18 protein-coding genes are annotated in these 19,365 nt (G+C 38.9%); 5 read left to right on the top strand and 13 right to left on the bottom strand.

Annotated features, from left to right (window positions below; translation table 11 throughout):
* Positions 1-235 precede the first annotated feature (235 nt).
* Together OZZ83_RS03895 and OZZ83_RS03890 are read right to left on the bottom strand one after the other, a co-directional pair.
* Positions 236-2,278: an ABC transporter permease gene (locus tag OZZ83_RS03895; RefSeq protein WP_278023456.1), complete on the bottom strand. Its 2,043-nt coding sequence runs from the start codon at positions 2,276-2,278 to the stop codon at positions 236-238.
* The gene (locus tag OZZ83_RS03890) at positions 2,268-3,035 is read right to left on the bottom strand and encodes an ABC transporter ATP-binding protein (RefSeq protein WP_002310242.1); all 768 of its coding nucleotides are present in this window, start codon (positions 3,033-3,035) and stop codon (positions 2,268-2,270) included. Before OZZ83_RS03890 ends, OZZ83_RS03895 begins: the two co-directional genes overlap by 11 nt.
* A gap of 319 nt (positions 3,036-3,354) precedes the next feature.
* Between OZZ83_RS03890 and nrdD the strand changes: the two genes are divergently transcribed.
* The gene (gene nrdD, locus OZZ83_RS03885) at positions 3,355-5,544 is read left to right on the top strand and encodes an anaerobic ribonucleoside-triphosphate reductase (protein WP_002292349.1); all 2,190 of its coding nucleotides are present in this window, start codon (positions 3,355-3,357) and stop codon (positions 5,542-5,544) included.
* A gap of 557 nt (positions 5,545-6,101) precedes the next feature.
* Positions 6,102-6,704, top strand: a complete 603-nt coding sequence (gene nrdG / locus OZZ83_RS03880; protein ID WP_002292348.1) for an anaerobic ribonucleoside-triphosphate reductase activating protein — start codon at positions 6,102-6,104, stop codon at positions 6,702-6,704.
* 53 nt (positions 6,705-6,757) lie between these two features.
* On the opposite strand, the gene dinB is transcribed toward nrdG, so the two are convergent.
* The 10 genes from dinB to dnaX form a co-directional block, all read right to left on the bottom strand.
* On the bottom strand, positions 6,758-7,879 hold the full coding sequence (gene dinB / locus OZZ83_RS03875; protein WP_002316927.1) for a DNA polymerase IV: 1,122 nt from the start codon (positions 7,877-7,879) through the stop codon (positions 6,758-6,760).
* A 108-nt stretch (positions 7,880-7,987) separates the two neighbouring features.
* Positions 7,988-8,860, bottom strand: coding sequence for a 16S rRNA (cytidine(1402)-2'-O)-methyltransferase (gene rsmI / locus OZZ83_RS03870; RefSeq protein WP_002314230.1), 873 nt, complete (start codon positions 8,858-8,860; stop codon positions 7,988-7,990).
* Between the two features lie 68 nt (positions 8,861-8,928).
* Positions 8,929-9,276: a DNA replication initiation control protein YabA gene (locus OZZ83_RS03865; protein WP_002288076.1), complete on the bottom strand. Its 348-nt coding sequence runs from the start codon at positions 9,274-9,276 to the stop codon at positions 8,929-8,931.
* Positions 9,269-10,093 carry a PSP1 domain-containing protein gene (locus OZZ83_RS03860; RefSeq protein WP_002335412.1) on the bottom strand — a complete coding sequence of 275 codons (825 nt, stop codon included), beginning with the start codon at positions 10,091-10,093 and terminating at the stop codon, positions 9,269-9,271. Before OZZ83_RS03860 ends, OZZ83_RS03865 begins: the two co-directional genes overlap by 8 nt.
* Before the next feature lie 35 nt (positions 10,094-10,128).
* Entirely contained in the window at positions 10,129-11,067 is a 939-nt protein-coding gene (gene holB / locus OZZ83_RS03855; protein WP_002292342.1) for a DNA polymerase III subunit delta', read from the bottom strand.
* A gap of 13 nt (positions 11,068-11,080) precedes the next feature.
* Complete coding sequence (locus OZZ83_RS03850) at positions 11,081-11,410, bottom strand: cyclic-di-AMP receptor (RefSeq protein ID WP_002292340.1); 330 nt, start codon at positions 11,408-11,410, stop codon at positions 11,081-11,083.
* Between the two features lie 14 nt (positions 11,411-11,424).
* Positions 11,425-12,069, bottom strand: coding sequence for a dTMP kinase (gene tmk / locus OZZ83_RS03845; RefSeq protein WP_002345571.1), 645 nt, complete (start codon positions 12,067-12,069; stop codon positions 11,425-11,427).
* Positions 12,070-12,132: 63 nt separating this feature from the next.
* Positions 12,133-12,729, bottom strand: coding sequence for a recombination mediator RecR (recR, locus tag OZZ83_RS03840; protein WP_002292338.1), 597 nt, complete (start codon positions 12,727-12,729; stop codon positions 12,133-12,135).
* Positions 12,730-12,753: 24 nt separating this feature from the next.
* Entirely contained in the window at positions 12,754-13,068 is a 315-nt protein-coding gene (locus tag OZZ83_RS03835) for a YbaB/EbfC family nucleoid-associated protein (RefSeq protein WP_002292337.1), read from the bottom strand.
* A 20-nt stretch (positions 13,069-13,088) separates the two neighbouring features.
* Entirely contained in the window at positions 13,089-14,834 is a 1,746-nt protein-coding gene (dnaX, locus tag OZZ83_RS03830; protein WP_002292336.1) for a DNA polymerase III subunit gamma/tau, read from the bottom strand.
* A 214-nt stretch (positions 14,835-15,048) separates the two neighbouring features.
* On the opposite strand from dnaX, the gene OZZ83_RS03825 reads away from it, so the two are divergent.
* The 3 genes from OZZ83_RS03825 to OZZ83_RS03815 are packed head-to-tail and all read left to right on the top strand — an operon-like array spanning position 15,049 to position 18,299.
* On the top strand, positions 15,049-16,296 hold the full coding sequence (locus OZZ83_RS03825) for an SPFH domain-containing protein (protein WP_002315432.1): 1,248 nt from the start codon (positions 15,049-15,051) through the stop codon (positions 16,294-16,296).
* 24 nt (positions 16,297-16,320) lie between these two features.
* Complete coding sequence (locus OZZ83_RS03820; protein WP_002292334.1) at positions 16,321-17,505, top strand: hypothetical protein; 1,185 nt, start codon at positions 16,321-16,323, stop codon at positions 17,503-17,505.
* Positions 17,502-18,299 carry a TPM domain-containing protein gene (locus OZZ83_RS03815; RefSeq protein ID WP_002292333.1) on the top strand — a complete coding sequence of 266 codons (798 nt, stop codon included), beginning with the start codon at positions 17,502-17,504 and terminating at the stop codon, positions 18,297-18,299. Before OZZ83_RS03820 ends, OZZ83_RS03815 begins: the two co-directional genes overlap by 4 nt.
* A gap of 383 nt (positions 18,300-18,682) precedes the next feature.
* Here the strand turns inward: OZZ83_RS03815 and OZZ83_RS03810 are convergent, their stop codons facing one another.
* Positions 18,683-19,339 (bottom strand): Crp/Fnr family transcriptional regulator, encoded by a 657-nt coding sequence (locus OZZ83_RS03810; protein ID WP_002289231.1) that lies wholly within the window; start codon positions 19,337-19,339, stop codon positions 18,683-18,685.
* Positions 19,340-19,365: the final 26 nt, after the last annotated feature.

Below are 19,365 nucleotides of genomic sequence, written 5' to 3'. Positions count from 1 at the left end.
TGACAAAAAGAAACATGTGTCTAGCTTACAGAAACCGTTTTTTTACTAACAGTTTTGTCACATAGCTTTTATAAAAATAGCACATCAAAACACTGCTTTTTTCTTTATAATTTCTAGTAATTTTAAAAAATATAAAAAATAAAGAGGTTGTGACAAAAACGTGTCATAACCTCTTATTCCAAATAAATGGTGTTTAAAATTTAGTACTTTTTATTATCTTGTCTTATTCCGCCTGTCATTCCTCGATAATCCGACAATATAACTGACTCGTAATGACATAAAGCAAAAGATAGATAAGGATCAATAAGCCACTGACAAGATAAGCCAGCCAATAATCGGCAGTTTTGATATACTGAGTGAAAACATTGATTGCAAATACTGCATGAGTGATTCCTAATATCATGGGTGGAAAAAAGGTAAGTGCGTTTTGCTCGAAAATCATCCTTCTAATTCTTCTTTGTGGTATCCCCAGTTTAGTTAATAGGTGATAATTTTCTTTTTCTTCCTCTGCTTCTGCTAATTGTCGAACGGTCAGAATACTGCCAGTAGCAATAATGACGATCATTCCGACAAACAGTGTGACAAAAATATTGATACCAATCCGTCGGTTGACTGCACGCAATTTTGAATAGCTGGAAGAGAAGTTCAACCGAGAACCTTCTTGACTAAACTGCGCTTCCTTCATTTTGTCATCTGGCAGTTTCTTTGTACTAATGTCTCCTTGCAGACGCCCATTTACGATATCATAAGAATAATAAATAGCATTGAGCCACTTTATCGACATTTCACTGCTCAATCGTTCATCTATCTTTTCATTATTTCCACCTGATACATCCACATTGACTACTTGATAATCTACACCTTTTGCTTTTTCAAAAACGTTATCATCCACGACTAGTACAGGACTTAGATATACTATCGTTTCGTCACCTAATACACTTGGAAGCATTTGCTGAATCTTCAACTCTTGATTATCTGGCAATCCAATACTAGAACCATATAATGAAATATTCCGAAAAAGAGTTTGCATTTGATCAAGCAAAACAGTATGGTTAGGAGATTTCAAAGAAACGTTCGGCAAATCCGGATTAACTTTTCTGAAGGCTTGATATTCTGTTTCTGAGATCAGATTAGCAGTTTGAAACATAGGTTCTTCGAGATCTGGTCTGTAGATACTACCTATGACTTTATAATGCAAGGTGATTTCTTTAGTTATCTTCTGTCCTTCCTCTGCCAGAATAGGCTTGATTTTTTTTTCTGTCTCGACATCAAACTGATAATCCATCGGGGAGGATATTTTCTCCTGATACGATAAAATAGTAGAAATACTAGCCGTACCGCCAATCGTCATTAAAGAAATTCCAAGAATGACTGTAATTAGAGAATTCGTACGCCAGCTTTTGAGCAGGTGCACTTGTGTATTACCTATTATTAAAAAATTGATCCCATAGTAATAGAGCTTCCATTTACTCAATATGATCAAAAAGAGCCGAAATGTATAGCAGAAAAACAAATAAGTACCAATCACACAAATGAAAAAGATCAGAAAAGGCAAAAAGAGAATGAATGTCTCAAGGTAATGATGACTGACCATCCATGAAGTGATTTCTCTAAAATGACTAGCCCCAAAATATCCGCTCGTTAAAAGCAATAACCCAATGACAGCGAGTAATCGATGCCTTGTTCTGAAACGCATCGTTGAACTATCTGCTTGTTCTTTTTCTCCAAAACTTCGAATTATCGGGTAGCGCCAGATTTTCCATATCGAATACACAGATACTGCTAAAAGGATGATGAAAAAAGCAAATAAAGTATCTGCGACTGATGGAATGGAGATAAAAAACGGACTATTAAGATCCATATCCATCATTCGAACCAAAATCATGGAAAAGAGTTTGGAGAAAATAATACCGAGCAATATCCCAAAAATACAGGCAAATAACCCGATTATCATGATTTCCAACACATATATGCCTGAAATTTGTAGTTTGTTCATACCAAAAAGTTGATAGATACCTATTTCTTTTTGTCTTCTATTCAAAAAAAATCGGTTGGCACTGAATACGAAAAAAAGTAAAACGACAGTAATGATCAGTCCGCCAAAACTCAATCCGCCATCTATCGAAGTATCTGGACTTGCTCTTCTAACTAAAGATTGATCATAGGTCATTGCGCTGAATGAATAATAAATCATCACGGATAAAGTCAAACTGAAAAAATAAACAAGATACCCTCGGGACTGCCGAAAAAAACTTTTGACGGCTAGTTTATACAGCATTCATTTTTCCTCCTCCACCAATCGTCGCCTGCATGTCGATTACTTTTTCAAAGAATTCCCTTCTTGTCCCTCTTCTCACAACTTCTGAAAAAATCACGCCGTCTTTAATAAATAAAATTCTGTCACAGTAGCTCGCTGTATATGGGTCATGGGTGACTAACAAAATTGTCGCTTTTTCTTTTTGATTCATAGTCTGTAAATAATTCAACAATTCTGTGGCCGACTTCGAATCTAGAGATCCAGTTGGTTCATCTGCAAAGATTACTTGTGGCTGAACAACAAGGGCTCTAGCGGCTGCAATTCGTTGTCGCTGACCGACAGAAAGCTCATCTGGATATCGTTTTAGCAGTTCTTCTATATTCAACAATTGAGCTACGTGTCTTACTCTCTTTTCCATCTCTTCCTTAGTCATCCGTTCAACTGCTAGGGGTAATAGGATATTGTCTTTGGCATTTAAAGTATCAATCAAATTGAATTCTTGAAAAATGAATCCTAGTTTTTTTCGACGAAAGTCACTCAGCTCACTATTTTTCATTTTTGTTATTTCTTTTCCTTGGATCAAGACACTACCCATCGTAGGCAAATTGATCGTGGATAAAATATTCATCAACGTCGTTTTACCTGCACCACTTGGACCCATGATTCCAACAAATTCGCCTTCTTCGACTGTGAATGAGATATTATCTAAAGCTTTGACGGGAGAAAGTTTGCTACCGTAGCTTTTACTGAGATGTTTCACTTCGATCATCTTTTCCAATTCTTCTTCTCCTCTTTCATTTCTGTTTATTTGCATAGTAGCATATCTACGAACAATTTGCTCTTATGTTTTTGTCACTTTTTCTTAGCCCAAATAAAAAAATTTTATTCAATTATTTTATTCAGCTAAATTAAATATGCAAAAAATAAATCCATCAACTACAAGTTTTCACTTTTTTTCACAATAAAATATACACTACATATAGTATAGAAATCCAATTATACAGCAGATTGAATACTATATATAGCTGATAATTAGTTGCTCCTTCCTAAATTTTGTTTTATGATAGACAAGAACAATTTAGCAGGAGTTGAAGATAATGAAAGTAAATTATGAAGAGAAAACAGTCGTTACTCAGCAACCAGAGGCACACCAGATGAAAGTTATCAAACGAGATGGTCGCCATGTTGATTTCGATGAACAAAAGATCAACGAAGCACTAATCAAAGCTGAAAAGAAAATTCACGGCTCATTATCCCCACTTACTTACGAAAAAATCCAAATGATTGCAGACTTGGTTGTCCAAGAAATCAAAAGCCGGTTTGCTGAAAATGTCAAAATCTATGAGATTCAAAACATCGTGGAACATATCTTATTAGAAAAAAACGAATATGAATTAGCAGAAGAGTATATCAATTACCGTACAAAACGGGATTTTGCTCGTAGTAAAGCGACAGATATCAACTTTTCGATTGAAAAACTAATCAACAAAGACCAGACTGTCGTGAATGAAAATGCAAATAAAGACAGTAATGTTTTCAATACACAGCGTGATCTAACAGCCGGCATCGTCGGAAAATCAATCGGACTGAAAATGTTGCCGCCACATATAGCAAATGCGCATCAAAAAGGTGATATCCATTACCATGATTTGGATTATCATCCTTACACACCGATGACAAATTGCTGCTTGATTGATTTCAAAGGTATGCTGAACAACGGTTTCAAAATTGGAAATGCGGAAGTGGAATCACCTAAATCTATCCAGACAGCGACAGCACAAATCTCACAGATTATTGCTAATGTTGCGTCAAGTCAATATGGTGGCTGTTCTGCCGACCGAACAGATGAATTGCTGGCTCCTTTTGCAGAATTGAACTATAAAAAACATCTAAAAGACGCGGAAGAATGGATCGATTCGCCAGAACGCCAAAAAGAATATGCAAAAGCAAAAACCAAAAAAGATATCTTCGATGCTATGCAAAGTTTGGAATATGAAATCAATACCTTATTTACTTCAAATGGGCAAACCCCTTTCACTTCATTAGGGTTTGGTTTGGGGGAAAACTGGTTTGAAAGAGAAATCCAAAAAGCGATTTTACAGATCCGAATCAATGGATTAGGGAGTGAAAAGCGCACAGCTATCTTCCCTAAACTGATCTTCACTTTGAAAAAAGGTGTAAACTTAAACCCTGAAGATCCTAATTACGACATCAAACAACTAGCATTGGAATGTGCAACGAAACGAATGTATCCTGATATTCTGAATTACGACAAAATCGTCGAATTAACTGGAAGTTTCAAAGTACCTATGGGCTGTCGTTCATTCTTGCAAGGATGGAAAGACGAAAATGGTCAAGAAGTAAATGTTGGACGAATGAATTTAGGTGTGGTTACATTGAATTTACCAAGAATCGCGATCGAATCAAAAGGAGATCAGAACAAATTCTGGCAGCTATTGTCTGACCGTTTAGAAATCATGAAAGATGCGCTTCTCTATCGTGTAGAACGTTGTAAAGAAGCCATTCCAGCAAATGCGCCAATCTTATATATGTATGGTGCTTTCGGAAAACGTCTTTCACGTACCGATTCTGTCAATGAATTATTCAAAAACCGTCGAGCTACTGTATCATTAGGCTACATTGGATTATATGAAGTTGCTTCAGCTTTCTTCGGTGGCGAATGGGAAACAAACCCAGAGGCAAAAGCTTTCACACTTGACATCGTCAAAGAATTAAAAGCCAATGCGGATGCATGGGGTGATGAATACGGTTATCATTTCAGCGTCTATTCAACACCAAGTGAAAGTCTGACTGATCGTTTCTGTCGTTTAGATACAGAAAAATTTGGTATCATCGAAAACATCACAGATAAAGAATATTATACAAACAGTTTCCACTATGATGTGCGTAAAAACCCAACGCCATTTGAAAAATTGGAATTTGAGAAGGATTATCCAAAATATTGTTCAGGTGGATTCATCCACTACTGTGAATACCCTATGCTCCAACAAAACCCGAAAGCCTTAGAAGCTGTATGGGATTTTGCATATGATAAAATCGGGTATCTTGGTACGAATACGCCAATTGACCATTGCTACCAATGTGGTTTTGAAGGTGATTTCAAACCAACAGAACGAGGATTCGAATGTCCAGAATGTGGAAATCATGACCCAAAAACATGTGATGTAGTCAAACGTACTTGTGGCTATTTAGGAAATCCACAAGCTCGTCCGATGGTACATGGTCGCCACAAAGAAATTTCCTCACGTGTGAAACACATGAAATGAGGTTGTGAAAAAGCTGTCCTGCATCAAGTAATAAGAACAGCTAAACAAAAATAGCTCCTCATATTTTTCGTTTAGTTGGGCTTATTACCACAGATGCAAGCTTTTGAACACCGTTTATCAGAGGTTGTGAAAAAGCCGCTTAGTTTCGAGTATTAAGAAAAATTTTGTGAAAATGGCTTTCCACATTTTTGCATAAATTGAACTTAATACCGAGAAACTGGCTTTTGAACACCGTTTATTGAGAGGTTGTGAAAAAGCCGCTTAGTTTCGAGTATTAAGAAAAATTTTGTGAAAATGGCTTTCCACATTTTTGCATAAATTGAACTTAATACCGAGAAACTGGCTTTTGAACACCGTTTATTCAGAATAAGAGGCTGTGACAAGTCTTTTTTCACCACCCTCTTTCGATGGCTTTGTATCTTTGAACGCCCTCTATCAAAATAAGAACAAGCTTTCTTGAACAATGGATTTAGGTCAGTTTGTTCTTATTTATATGGTCGAGTGGATTTTATCTTCAATAGCTATATCTTTGAACCTTAAATGAAAGAAGTTTTTTTATGAGAAATCCAAAACCAAAAGAATGGTTAGCAAAAGACTACAGTCAAAACTATATTGCTGACTACAAACCGTTTAATTTTGTCGATGGTGAAGGTGTCCGTAACAGTCTTTACGTTAGTGGCTGCTTATTCGCCTGCGAAGGTTGCTTCAACAAAGCGGCACAAAATTTTCGATATGGCAAACCATTCACACCTGAATTAGAAGAACAAATCATCGCTGACTTGCGCAACGATTACGTACAAGGACTGACTTTATTGGGCGGCGAGCCTTTTTTGAATACAGATGTTTGCTTGCAAGTCGTACGACGTATCCGAAAAGAGTTCGGTACGACAAAAGATATCTGGTCATGGACAGGCTATACCTTTGATGAATTGCTACAAGATTCAGAAGATAAATTAGAACTCCTTTCGCAAATCGATATCCTTGTTGACGGACGCTTTGAATTGAGCAAACGTGACCTAAAACTACAATTTCGAGGAAGCAGCAACCAGCGAATCATTGATGTCCAAAAATCTTTAGAATCCAACCAAGTTATGATTTGGGAAAAATGTACGGATGCAACAGAAACCTATGAACAAATCAAAAAACAAGACTTGATATAAAAACAGCTTTGAGAGAGAAAACGGATTTCCATTTTCAACTCTCAAAGCTGTTTTTATATTTCTTGATTTCCCCATAACGGAAGAACGATATTTTCATAGGTCATCGGGTCAAGATTCGTCAAGGTGATTCCTAACAATCGGATCCCTTTTTCTACTCCCAAGATTTCCTCCCATATAAGACTTGCTTGATAAAAGAGCGCTTCTTTTTTATAGATGTATTCTGGCAATGTCACTCTTTTGGTCACAGTAGAATAATCGGTGTACCTGACCTTCAAAACCACTGTTTTCCCATGTTTTTGGACTCTTCTCAGTGCTTCTTCTACTTTTTCGGCTAGTTGGCGCAACTGAGCCAGCACGGCTTCCTCCGTTTGCAATGGCTGTCCATACGTATGCTCTTTTCCCACAGATTTTCGCTCTCTTGTAACATTTACTGGAGAATCATGGATTCCTCTCACTTTACGATAAAGAGAATAGCCCATTTTTCCAAAATTTCGAATCAACGTCATTTCTGTGCATTCATATAGGTCTTTTCCTGTATAAATTCCTAACTCATGCATTCTAGGTACAGTTTTCTTCCCTACTCCATGAAATTTTTCAATTGGCAAAGTTTTTAAAAATGGCACAGCATCTTGAGGTGCAACTACTGTGATTCCTCTAGGTTTTTGATAGTCTGATGCTAATTTGGCCAAAAACTTATTGTAACTTACTCCCGCAGAACATGTTAGCTGGACTCTTTCCCAAATATCTGCCTGGATCATTCGGGCGATTTTGATGGCTGACTTGCAATTGATTTTGTTTTCGGTCACATCAAGATACGCTTCATCGATACTAACTGGTTCCACAATGTCTGTATAATGATAGAATACTTCCCGTACTTGTTTGGAAATCTCGCTGTATTTATGATGGTCGCCAGGCTTAAAGATGGCTTGTGGGCAAAGCTCATACGCTTTTTGTGCACTCATTGCTGAATGAATTCCGAATTTTCTTGCTTCATAATTTGCCGTAGTCACTACTCCACGCCCACCAGTGTCACTGGGATGTCTAGCAATTACTAATGGGTGCCCACGAAACTCAGGATGATCTCGTTCTTCAACAGAAGCGAAAAAAGCATCCATATCGATATGAATGATTTTTCTTGATGTATCATTATGTAAAGGAAATTGCAGCTCCATCATCCTCACCTCTTAGCTATTATACAGGAACGTTCGTTCGCGTTCAAGAGATTTGAGAAGTTAGTAGCTGTTTTCCACATTGTCGCTTCATTGTATACTACTTATACTATTTCAGCCTAATTCGTGATATTGACGGTAAACTTCTTGTTTTTTCAGTCCATTTTTAAGCGCTACTGCTTTGATAGCAGCATTTGGCTTTTCGCCTGATGCAATCTTTGCTTCTACCTGTTCTTTTAAGGTTCCCTGCTCTTCATCCACTTCTGTCCCTGCCGTTTCAAACGAATTTCCTTCTACAAGCAGACAACATTCCCCCTTTACTGGATGTTCTTCGATATATGCAAGTAGTTCTTCTGTACTTCCTCTAAGGTATTCTTCATGGATCTTTGTCAATTCTCGACACAAAACGACTTGGCGATTACCAAAAATGTCTAAGAAATTCGTCAACGTAGCTGTGATTCGATAAGGTGACTCATAGAAAATCAGCGTAGCTGTTTGTTCTTTTAGTTTTTCCAATGTTTCTTTCTGTTCTTTTTTCTTGCGTGGAAGGAAGCCATAAAATAAAAATGGTTGAGGCACTAACCCTGAAGCAATCAAAGCCGTCATCCCAGCTGTAGGTCCTGGGATAGAGATCACAGAAATCCCTTCTTTTATACAAGCTAAAACTAGCTCATGTCCAGGATCGCTGATGGAAGGCATTCCTGCATCACTGACTTGAGCAATCGTTTTTCCTTCTTTTAACAAAGCAATCAATTGAGGGACACGTTCTTTATAATTATGTTCATGTAAACTTTTTTGGGGTGTATGAATCTCGAAGTGATTCAATAATTTTTGTGTATTACGCGTATCTTCGCTTGCGATAAGGTCTGCTTCTTGTAGCATACGAACACTTCTGTAGCTCATATCTTCTAGATTTCCGATTGGCGTTGGTACAAGATATAAATTTCCGTATACTGGATTTCCTTTGAAACTTTTTTGATTATACATCTGTCACAATCTCCTTAATAAAAAAACTGGAGCAGTCTTTCTCCGCTCCAGTCTCCTCTTGTTATTGATCATCGACCGCTTTCGCGATAGATCACTTCTAGACAAAACGCACAAGGCTCGTCATTGTCCCGTCTTGATCCATATAAATCGTAGCAGACATGGAAGCCTTCTTCATAAATTTTTTCAAGATTCATACGAGACTTGGAAAGTTCTTGCTTCACATTTTCAGCTGGAGCTTGTGCAACTTGATTCAATTCCCGAAGATGTTCTCGCAAGCGTTGATTTTCCATCTCCAAAGTCGTATTTTTTTCTACGATCTCATGCAAAGCATGCTTCATTTCAACAAGTTCTGTTAATGTATTTCTCAACTCTGATTCTAACTGATTCAATCCGTCGTATAATGATCTCTTATCCATTTATCTCACCTACTTGGATAAATTCTTTCAATTCATCCCATTCATATTCGACAGGATTTTCCCGTCCAGTCAGCCGAATACTAACGATACGGCTAAGCAGATTCAACCCTACGACTTTCCCTTTACCATCAGGTGTAACAATTACTTTTCCAAAGTCAGGGAGTTCTTTTTTTGCTGTCTCGTATTCTTCGCTCTCATATTGTAGACAGCACATCAAGCGTCCGCATAAACCGGAAATTTTTGTTGGGTTCAAAGATAAACTTTGGTCTTTTGCCATTTTGATCGATACGGGCACGAACTCGCCTAAAAAAGAAGAACAGCATAATGGACGCCCACATGGACCAATTCCGCCTATTATCTTCGCTTCATCGCGTACACCAATTTGTCGAAGCTCAATACGAGTACGAAATACAGCGGCTAGATCCTTTACCAATTCTCTAAAGTCGATTCGCCCGTCCGCCGTAAAAGAAAAAATCAGTTTGTTTCGATCAAATGTATATTCAGCTTTGACTATTTTCATTTCCAGCTCACGCAACTGCACTTTTTCTTTTGCGATTTGCAATGCATCACACGCATCTTCTTTATTTTTTTTGTCTTTTTCTAGTTCAGCTTTTGACGCTTTATGCAAGATTGGACGAATAGCTTCAGGAAGGTCATTTGGATCAATCTCTTTTTTAGGAAGGACAACAGTAGCAATATGTAAGGATTGCTGAGATTCGACTAATACCTTGTCATTATAACTATATTCAGAGTCTCCTGGTGCAAAATAATAGATATGACCTGCATCTCTATATCGGACACCTACTACTTCTACCATTTCCATCCTCCTTGATTATCGTCCTCTGCGGCAAGCTAAAAAATCGTCTGCAAAACGAACTGTTCCGCAACAGCTTGAAAACCGACATTGCTACGTAGTTTCTGCTCTGCGATCAATATTCGTTCAATTATCTGGTTTATCTGTTTTACTTTGCCATATTCGCCTTTCGCTACTGCTTGACGTTGTGCTTCCTGATAATAAAACATCAGGACAGATAATCCTGTAAACTGCTGTGTTTTTTCTTTAAATGATTTCACTAATTTTTTTTGGACATAGATAAAGGCTTGAGTGTCTTGCTTTTGCAAGTAAACGAACCATTGATAAATCAAGTCCTTAGCATCATTAAACCATTCATCTTGAGAGATTTCAACTGCTTTTCCTAAACTGTTTGTTAAGAAAGCCAAAAGTTTTGATTTTTCTAATGGAATCTGCTCTTCTTGCAATCGATGGATCAATGCTTCTTTCGAAAGTTCTTGAAAATGCAGCACTTGACAACGGGATTGAATAGTAGGGAGAATCCTTCCTACTGCATCTGTCTCTAATACCGCTAAAAAGTCTCCCGGTGGTTCTTCCAAAAATTTCAACAGACTGTTTGCCGCACTGCTATTCATTTTTTCAGCTTCTTTAATCAAAAAAACCTTTTTTCTTGATTCATATCCGCTGCGACTGAATTCCGTCTGCAAACGTCTGATCTGATCAACTTTGATTGTTTGTCCGTCCGGTTCGATAACCAGAACATCCGGATGTTCTTTCTTTTCGATTCGCTGACAATTGTTGCATTTTCCGCAAGGCTGATTGTCTTCCATTTGGGTACAGAACAGATGCTGTGCGAGCCACACACCTACTTCATGTTTTCCTGTTCCTTTTTCTCCTTCAAAAAGATAAGCATGAGCGAGACGCCCATGCTCAAAACTCCGTTGAAGCTGCTGATACACGATCGGTTGCATTTGAGCCAAGTTTATTTCTTGATTCATAGCTCAGCTCCTCCTAAAATTGATGGAATCCTTCAACAGGTAAGACGAAGACTGTTGCGCCGCCTACTTCTACTTCTACTGGATAAGGAACGCCCCCATCCATCGAAATATCCAATGTCACAGGTGTAGATACAAATTGTTTTCTTGATTCACATGTTTTTTTGATGATTTCCAATGCTTCTTCTACTCGATCATCTTCAATACCCACGATAAACGTGCTGTTTCCAGCCTTAAGGAAGCCGCCTGTCGATGATAATTTTGTGGCACGGATATTTGCATCAATCAATTCATTTGATAAACGGTTGCTGTCTTTGTCTTGGATAATCGCTAAAATAATTTTCATAAACGTTCACCTTCCTAGTTTCCAAAAAATTGCGGATATTGTTCAATAATTGTATGATAACTTGTTTGCAGCACTTCTTCAAAGCTTTTTCTTGCATCAACTTTGTGGATTCTTTCCGGATTCTCTTCTGCCAGCTTTAAGTAAGCATGTCGTACACGCTGGTGGAATTCCAAACCTTCCGAATCTAAACGGTCGATTTGGTTTTGTCTGTTTTTCTTGATTCTTCTTAATCCGGTGTCTGAATCTACGTCAAGATAAAGGGTAAAATCTGGCGTAGTACCTTCTGTAGCAAACTCATTCAACCGAGCAATCTCGGTAACGCCGATGCGTCGGCCTGCACCTTGATAAGCAAGAGAACTGTCGACAAATCTATCGCATAAAACGATTTTCCCTTTTGCCAGAGCAGGTAAGACCTTTTCGACTAGATGCTGTCTTCTTGCCGCCGCATAAAGTAGTGCTTCCGTGCGTTCATCCATCCGATCATTTTTTGGATCCAGGATTACCGCTCGAATCTCTTCAGCAATCGGGATGCCTCCCGGTTCTCTTGTTTGAATGATTTCTGTTTTTGCTACTTCTTTCAAAAGAGGGAAAAGTTCATTCAAGATGCTGGTTTTTCCTGCACCATCAGGCCCCTCAATTGTAATAAATAGTCCGTTCACATTGTTGCCCCCATCTCTTATGCTGCTTCTATATTGTATCTGAAAAAACTTTTAATTAGAAATTTATAACTCGCGTCTTCCTTCGACAGCTTTCAATAACGTGACTTCATCTGCGTACTCGATATCAGAGCCTACAGACAACCCATGTGCTAAACGTGTTACTTTGATACCGGCTGGTTTAATTAGACGTGAGAGATACATTGCTGTTGCTTCTCCTTCTGTTGTCGCATTTGTTGCGATGATCACTTCTTTTACATCTGCATCATGCAGCCGCTGCAGCAGCGAAGAAATATTGATATCTTCTGGACCTGTCCCTTCCATCGGTGATAACACACCATGGAGTACATGATAAAGTCCGTGATATTCCCGCATTTTTTCCATCGCCATTACATCTTTCGGCTCTTCGACCACTAGGATAATGCTGCGATCACGTGAAGGATTTCTACATATTTCACAAGGATCTTCTTCTGTGATATTTCCGCAGATACTGCAAAAGTGTAAATCTCGTTTTACACTTAACAAAGATTTAGCAAATTCATTCACTACTTCATCTTTCATATCGATTGTATAAAACGCGAGTCTTGTCGCTGTTTTCTGACCGATTCCTGGAAGTTTCATATAGCTGTCGATCAGTTTCGCAATTGGTTCTGGATATTGCATATTCATTACTCCTTCAGTTTAAAACTAAAATCCTGGTAAACCTTTTGCGTATTTCCCTAATTTTTTCTCAGTTTCCACATCAATTTGTGCGATTGCGTCATTGACTGCCATTACGACAAGATCTTGAAGCATCTCAATATCATCAGGATCAACGACTTCTTCATTGATTTGGATGTCCTTCATACGGCGATCACCTGTAAATACGGCTTTGACCAATTCATTAGTGGCTTTACCTGTAAATTCTGTTTTATTTAGCAGCTCTTGTGCTTCCGCCATTTCTTTTTGCATTTTTTGTACTTGTTTCATCATGCCTTGCATATTGCCCATTCCACGCATCATAATTATCTACTCCTTTTTTCTTAATCATCTACTACTGTAACAGCCTCGGAACCAAAAAATTCCTCTGCTTTTACTACAAGTGTTTCTTCTGGTACTTCCTGTTCTTGAGGGAGTAATTCGATTTCTCCTTCTGACTCTTCAGAAGCAAAAGAATTTTCTGCTCCCTCTTCTTGTGCTTGCGTCAAATAATTTTTTCGAAGTTCCGGCCAACTTTCTCTTGTGATATAAACCGGATCAGGCGCATAGTCTTTGATCATTCGGCTTAAATTATTGTGTACCGAAAGCTGCAGTTCTTCGTCGTTTGCTGCTCTTTGACAAACAATCTCATAATCAAATGCAATCACTAATCCTGTAGGGCCAGCTGCAACTGGTTCACTTGCTTTAAGCATTGCCCGCTGAGTGACAGAGAGGCTCATCAGCAAATCTTCCCATACTTCTTTTACTTGGTTCAGATGCTGTCTTGTCGCTTCCCGCAGAACTTTATATACCCGTTCCGTCGGTACCCGATACGTACTTGTTTGTTTTTTGTGATTCGTCTGCTGTACTGGCTGTACTTTTGTATTCACAGTTCCTGTGTTACTGCGAAGTTCTTTGATTTCGTTTCTCAGTTCCTTGATCTCTTGTTGCAGCTGTTTTACTATCTGATCATCTGCTAATGCCATTTTTGCTGAAGGAACAGAAGCAGAAGGTAGCTGTGCGAGTTTGACTGTAGCGACTTCCAAATAAATAGCGGCACTATTAGTAAATCGGATTTCATTTTGTGTATCGCTCAAAATCTTTATCATTGAAAATAGCTGATCCGCTGAAACAGTTTGTGCCAATTCCGTAAATGTACTTCTGATCGTACTTGATTGTTCTTCAACTAGATTGGGCGCTTGCTGATACATCAGCAGATCACGGCAGTATTGTAACATATCCTCTAGAAAGCGACGTGATTCTTTGCCGGCTGCGAGAATTTGATTCAACGCTTCCAATGCTTCTGGTACTTCTTTTTTCACGCAAGCACTCAAGTAGCTGTCCATCATTTCGTCTGTCAAGCTGCCTGTTACTTGCATGGCATCATCTAAAGTAATCGTTCCTTCACTAAATGAGATTGCCTGATCAAGAATACTCAATGCATCCCGCATCCCGCCTTCTGCGGAACGGGCAATCACATTCAATGCAGCTGGTTCATAGTTGATAGTCGATTCTTTTAAGATAAATTCAAGATGTTCGACAATATCTGCCGTATTGATCCGTTTAAAATCAAATCGTTGGGTTCGTGAAATGATCGTAGCTGGTATTTTGTGAGGTTCGGTCGTTGCTAAGATGAATATGACACTTTCTTTTGGCTCTTCCAATGTTTTCAACAAGGCATTGAAAGCTCCTGTTGAAAGCATATGTACCTCATCAATAATGTACACTTTGTACGCTGCCTTTGTAGGCGCATAGTTTGCCCGATCACGGATAAATCGGATTTCTTCGACTCCGTTATTGCTGGCAGCATCGATTTCGATCACATCTTCTTGCGTACCAGCAGTGATTGATCGACACATTTCGCATTCGTTGCATGGTTCACCGTCTTTACTGTTCGGACAGTTGATTGCTTTTGCGAAAATCTTCGCTGCACTTGTCTTTCCGGTTCCTCTGGGTCCTGTAAACAAATAGGCATGTGAGGTCTTGTGGGAAACAATAGCATTTTTTAGTGTCTGTGTCACAGCTTTTTGTCCAACGATGTCTTCGAAACGCTGCGAACGCCAGACTCGATAAAGTGCTTGATATGCCATAAGGATCCCCCTTTTTTAAAAAATTCACTATCTCTTATTATACGTGATATTGGGTAAAAAAACTACTATCCTTCTCGGCTTTTTCAGGTATTTAATCAATACGCAAGTTTCCATTTCAATTCCGTCTCTAGTCCGAGAAGTTTCACTTCTTCCTATGGTATAATAAATAAACAATAATTGTTTGGCATTAGCTGAATCAGAGGAGGAATTTTTTATGGGTCTTATCAAAGCAGCAACAAGTATGGTCGGCGGCGGTCTGGCAGATCAATGGCTAGAAGTCATCGAACCAGACAATATGAGTGATACAACGGTTATGACGAAAGGTGTCAAAGTTCGTAAAGATGACAAACGTGGCTCCAATCGTAAAGGAACAGAAGATGTTTTGACAGACGGAACAGTCGTCCATGTCTATCCAAACATGATGATGCTTTTGGTCGATGGTGGAAAAATCATCGATTATACCGCTGAGGAAGGTTATTACACCATTAAAAATGACGCAGCTCCTTCCATGTTCAACGGAACACTGAAAGAAGCAATTGCTGAAACATTTGACCGATTTAAATTTGGTGGCGTTACACCGCAGAAACAACAAGTTTTTTATATCAATCTCCAAGAAATAAAGGGAATCAAATTCGGTACGAGTGCGCCATTGAACTACTTTGATAATTTCTATAACGCAGAATTATTCTTACGGGCACATGGCACTTATTCTATTCATGTCGTTGACCCGATTTTATTTTATACAAACGCAATTCCTAAAAACAAAACACAAGTAGAAATCAATGATATCAATGAGCAATACTTAGCTGAATTCCTAACAGCATTGCAATCAGCAATCAATCAGATGTCTGCGGATGGACAACGGATTTCTTATGTCCCATCTAAGAGTTTGGAGTTAAGCAAATACATGGATACTGCATTGGATGATTCTTGGCGCGAGTTGCGAGGGATGGAGATCGTCTCTGTCGCTGTGGCCAGCATTTCTTACACAGATGATTCTGTGAAACTAATCAATATGCGTAACGAAGGGGCGATGCTAGGTGATCCTAGCGTACGTGAAGGATACGTGCAAGGTTCCATTGCCCGTGGAATGGAAGCAGCTGGAAAAAATGAAGCAGGAGCAATGACTGGCTTTATGGGCGTAGGTATGGGAATGAATGCAAATGGCTCTTACCTTTCCCAAGCGGCTCAAAACAACCAAGAACAAATCAAGCAACAAGCTGAAAAACAAAATCAACAAGCCGCACAAGGGAATGCAGATACTTGGACGTGTCCAGTCTGTGGGACAGAAAATTCCGGAAAATTCTGTTCCAACTGTGGCGCTGCCAAACCAGTAGAAAACGCTCAGCCTAAGCTACAGATGCGTTGCAGCGAATGCAACGAGATTGTGGATCTTTCCAACGGCATCCCTAAATTCTGTCCAAACTGCGGCAAACCGTTTAAAGGAATCCCCGTTGATTAATTTATTGAGAAAGGTGTGCAGCTGATGGATGTTCTTACACATAAATGTCCTAATTGCGGCGGTCCGTTGACTTTTGATCCTAAAGACCAAAAATTTCATTGCGAATACTGCCTGAATATTTATACCGAAGAAGAAGTCAGCCAATATGAGCAGAAGCAAAAAGAAGCGCGTATGGCTGGCGAAGAGAGCAAAGAAGAACCTTCGTCTACAGAAGATTTTACTTTTACAGCCCAAGAACAGCTTACCAACATGAGTGAAGCCGAGCGCAAAGCGTTTGACGAGGCAGGCGGTTTTTCAGATACAGCGGACGAAGCTGCAGGTAATACTGTATCGATGGATCTTTTCCTTTGTCCCAACTGTGGTGCAGAGATTGTGACCGATGCGACCACTGCTGCGACTTATTGTTACTACTGCCATAATCCCGTTGTACTATCGGGACGTTTAAGCGGAGAATTCTTGCCAAATAAAGTACTTCCTTTTGCTGTCGAGAAAGAAGAAGCAATCAATAGATTTCTCGCTTGGACCAAGAAAAAATGGTTTGTTCCAAAAGCTTTTTTCAATAAGGATCAAATCGATAAGTTGACGGGTGTATATTTCCCTTATTGGGCTACAGATGCTGAAGTAGATGGCACAATGCAGGCAAACGGCACCGTTATCCGCATTTGGCGAATAGGTGACATCGAATACACAGAAACGAAGCAATTTGCTGTTTCAAGAGCAGGCAAGCTTTCTTTTAAAGAACTAGTAAAAAATGCCTTATCAAAAAATACGCAACAAAAGATGGTCGAAGGCGTGCAACCTTTCCCGTTAGATAAAGCAATTGATTTTAAAAGCCAGTATTTAGCCGGGTTCCAAGCAGAAAAAAGAGATATCGAATACGAGGCAATCAAATCGCAAATTCAGTCTGAATTAAAAGACTATTCAGAGAAGCTGTTAAAAGATACTGCCAATGGGTATACAACATTGACAGGTGTCCGAACCTCTGCTTCAATCACAAATGAAGTAAATAATTACGTATTGTTGCCGGTATGGCTCGTTACTTATCGAAGCAATGACTCAAGTAAAAAAGTCTACTACTATGCAATGAATGGACAAACAGGAAAAGTCAGCGGTGTCCTGCCGATTAGCCAGAAAAAATTAGGACTGACTGCTCTTGGGATTTTCGCTGGACTAGCGATCCTCTTTCTGATCGGAGGTTACTTGATATGATGAAAAAATTCTTTTTGTTCTTTCTTTTGCTAGTAAGTGTTAGTTGGCCGGTGGCTACTCATGCGGATACAGCAACGGTAAATGACGAGGCTGGGTTGTTCACTACAGATCAAATCCACTCTTTGGAACAACAGGCAGAAAAACTGAATGAAAAAATCAAGGGACGTGTCTTAATCGTCACAACTACTTCTAATTCAGAAGAACCAAGAGACTTTGCCGATAATTACTTAAGAAAGGCAGTCGGAAATGATCAAAATGGCTCAGTTTTGCTATTGGATATGGGGCAGCGTGAAATCTACATTTCGACTTCTGGTAATATGATCGATTATTTGACTGACAGTAGAATCGATTCGATCTTAGATGATGTTTATGATCAGATGACGAATGCTGCCTACTACGATGCTGCAAAAGCGTACTTGTCTAAATCAGCCACATATGTGGAAGACGGAGTTCCAGGAGGTCATTATCGTGTAGATGAAGAAACTGGCAAAATCACACGCTATAAAGTTTTGACGACAGTGGAAATCATCATTGCTGTTGTTTTGGCTCTTATCCTTAGTCTTGTCTTTTATTTTGTGACTGTTTCGCGTTATCAATTGAAATCAGGCATCTACAAATATCCGTTCCGAGAAAAATCCAGTATCAAATTAACTGAAAAAACCGATCGTCTGACAAATTCTTTTGTCACGACAAGAAGAATCCCCAAAAGCCCACCTCCTGGAAGCGGCGGTGGCGGAAGTACTACCCACTCTAGCGGTGGCGGGACTTTTGGCGGTGGCGGAAGAAGTTTCTAAAAATAGCTAAATGAAAGTTCGCAAAAAGAGGCTGTGACAAAAATCGTGTCACAGCCCTTTTGTTGCGAATAAACGGTGTTCAAAAGCTTACATCTGCGGTAATAAGTCCAGCCAAGTTAAAAACATTAGGAGCTGTTTTTACTTGGCTGTTCTTATTACTTGATGCAGAACAGCTTTTTTACAACCTCTTGGTAAACGGTGTTCAATCAGCTGACCCTCGGTATTAGCTCAAAACGCTGATTTCACAACCTCTTATTCACGGTGTTCCAGAAGTAGCTTCTTCGAAAATAAGCCGAAATTTGTCAAAAAATTTGAGTAACAATTTTCGGAAATTCCTTCTTGTTTCTTGAAGCTGCCCACTTCTGTCACAACCTCTTTGTTCATCAAAAGATAATATTGTCTTCTAACAAGTCCATATTCAAAATAACGATATGATGATCTTTCACTGTGATAATACCATCTTTTTTCAACTGCTTTAAAATTCTGTTCACACTGCTAGCAGTTGAAATACCACAAAATTTGGCGATTTCTTCATTTGTGATCGAAAAATCGATCAGCATCCCCTCTTCTGTTCGCACACCGAATAAATCATATAATTCGTAAAGTTGCGTACAAACAGCTCCCAGTTTTCCATTTAACAGCATTTGTTGCATTTTTTTCATCGAATAAAGCAAGCGATAGCGGTAATACTCTTTTACATAGTGTTGTAGCTTTGGATCTTGGTTGATATTTTGCCAAAATCTCACACGATTGATTCGATAAAACTCTGCATATTCTGATTCAACTCGAATATTATACGGCGAATCGATGAATTGTGAATATTCGTCTTTTAAAAGAGAGACGATTTCAAGATCTTTGATATAGCGAAGGTTAAATTCTCTCCCATCATTTGAAATAACACTTGCTTTTACCGTTCCCTCTTTCAAGATATACGTATGGGAATCTTCCATCCCTTCGAATGTCAAATATTTATGATATCCTTTGCGTATAATCGGAAAATCATTTTTATCCAAATATTCCTTTAAGACTCTACTATCCAATGATGCTCCCCCATCCAAACTTTCAT

Origin of the sequence: Enterococcus sp. E5-162 (assembly GCF_035725965.1) — a bacterium.
In the GTDB taxonomy this organism is placed as follows: domain Bacteria; phylum Bacillota; class Bacilli; order Lactobacillales; family Enterococcaceae; genus Enterococcus_B; species Enterococcus_B lactis.
The sequence above is the reverse complement of the archived record's forward strand: the minus strand, read 5'-3'. Positions and strand labels throughout refer to the sequence as shown.

Excerpts from the sequence above, each read along its gene's own strand:
- OZZ83_RS03895 (WP_278023456.1), bottom strand. The coding sequence starts at position 2,278 with ATGCTGTATAAACTAGCCGTCAAAAGTTTTTTTCGGCAGTCCCGAGGG.
- nrdD (WP_002292349.1), top strand. The coding sequence starts at position 3,355 with ATGAAAGTAAATTATGAAGAGAAAACAGTCGTTACTCAGCAACCAGAG.
- nrdG (WP_002292348.1), top strand. The coding sequence starts at position 6,102 with ATGAGAAATCCAAAACCAAAAGAATGGTTAGCAAAAGACTACAGTCAA.
- dinB (WP_002316927.1), bottom strand. The coding sequence starts at position 7,879 with ATGATGGAGCTGCAATTTCCTTTACATAATGATACATCAAGAAAAATC.
- rsmI (WP_002314230.1), bottom strand. The coding sequence starts at position 8,860 with ATGTATAATCAAAAAAGTTTCAAAGGAAATCCAGTATACGGAAATTTA.
- OZZ83_RS03865 (WP_002288076.1), bottom strand. The coding sequence starts at position 9,276 with ATGGATAAGAGATCATTATACGACGGATTGAATCAGTTAGAATCAGAG.
- OZZ83_RS03860 (WP_002335412.1), bottom strand. The coding sequence starts at position 10,093 with ATGGTAGAAGTAGTAGGTGTCCGATATAGAGATGCAGGTCATATCTAT.
- holB (WP_002292342.1), bottom strand. The coding sequence starts at position 11,067 with ATGAATCAAGAAATAAACTTGGCTCAAATGCAACCGATCGTGTATCAG.
- OZZ83_RS03850 (WP_002292340.1), bottom strand. The coding sequence starts at position 11,410 with ATGAAAATTATTTTAGCGATTATCCAAGACAAAGACAGCAACCGTTTA.
- recR (WP_002292338.1), bottom strand. The coding sequence starts at position 12,729 with ATGCAATATCCAGAACCAATTGCGAAACTGATCGACAGCTATATGAAA.
- OZZ83_RS03835 (WP_002292337.1), bottom strand. The coding sequence starts at position 13,068 with ATGATGCGTGGAATGGGCAATATGCAAGGCATGATGAAACAAGTACAA.
- dnaX (WP_002292336.1), bottom strand. The coding sequence starts at position 14,834 with ATGGCATATCAAGCACTTTATCGAGTCTGGCGTTCGCAGCGTTTCGAA.
- OZZ83_RS03825 (WP_002315432.1), top strand. The coding sequence starts at position 15,049 with ATGGGTCTTATCAAAGCAGCAACAAGTATGGTCGGCGGCGGTCTGGCA.
- OZZ83_RS03820 (WP_002292334.1), top strand. The coding sequence starts at position 16,321 with ATGGATGTTCTTACACATAAATGTCCTAATTGCGGCGGTCCGTTGACT.
- OZZ83_RS03815 (WP_002292333.1), top strand. The coding sequence starts at position 17,502 with ATGATGAAAAAATTCTTTTTGTTCTTTCTTTTGCTAGTAAGTGTTAGT.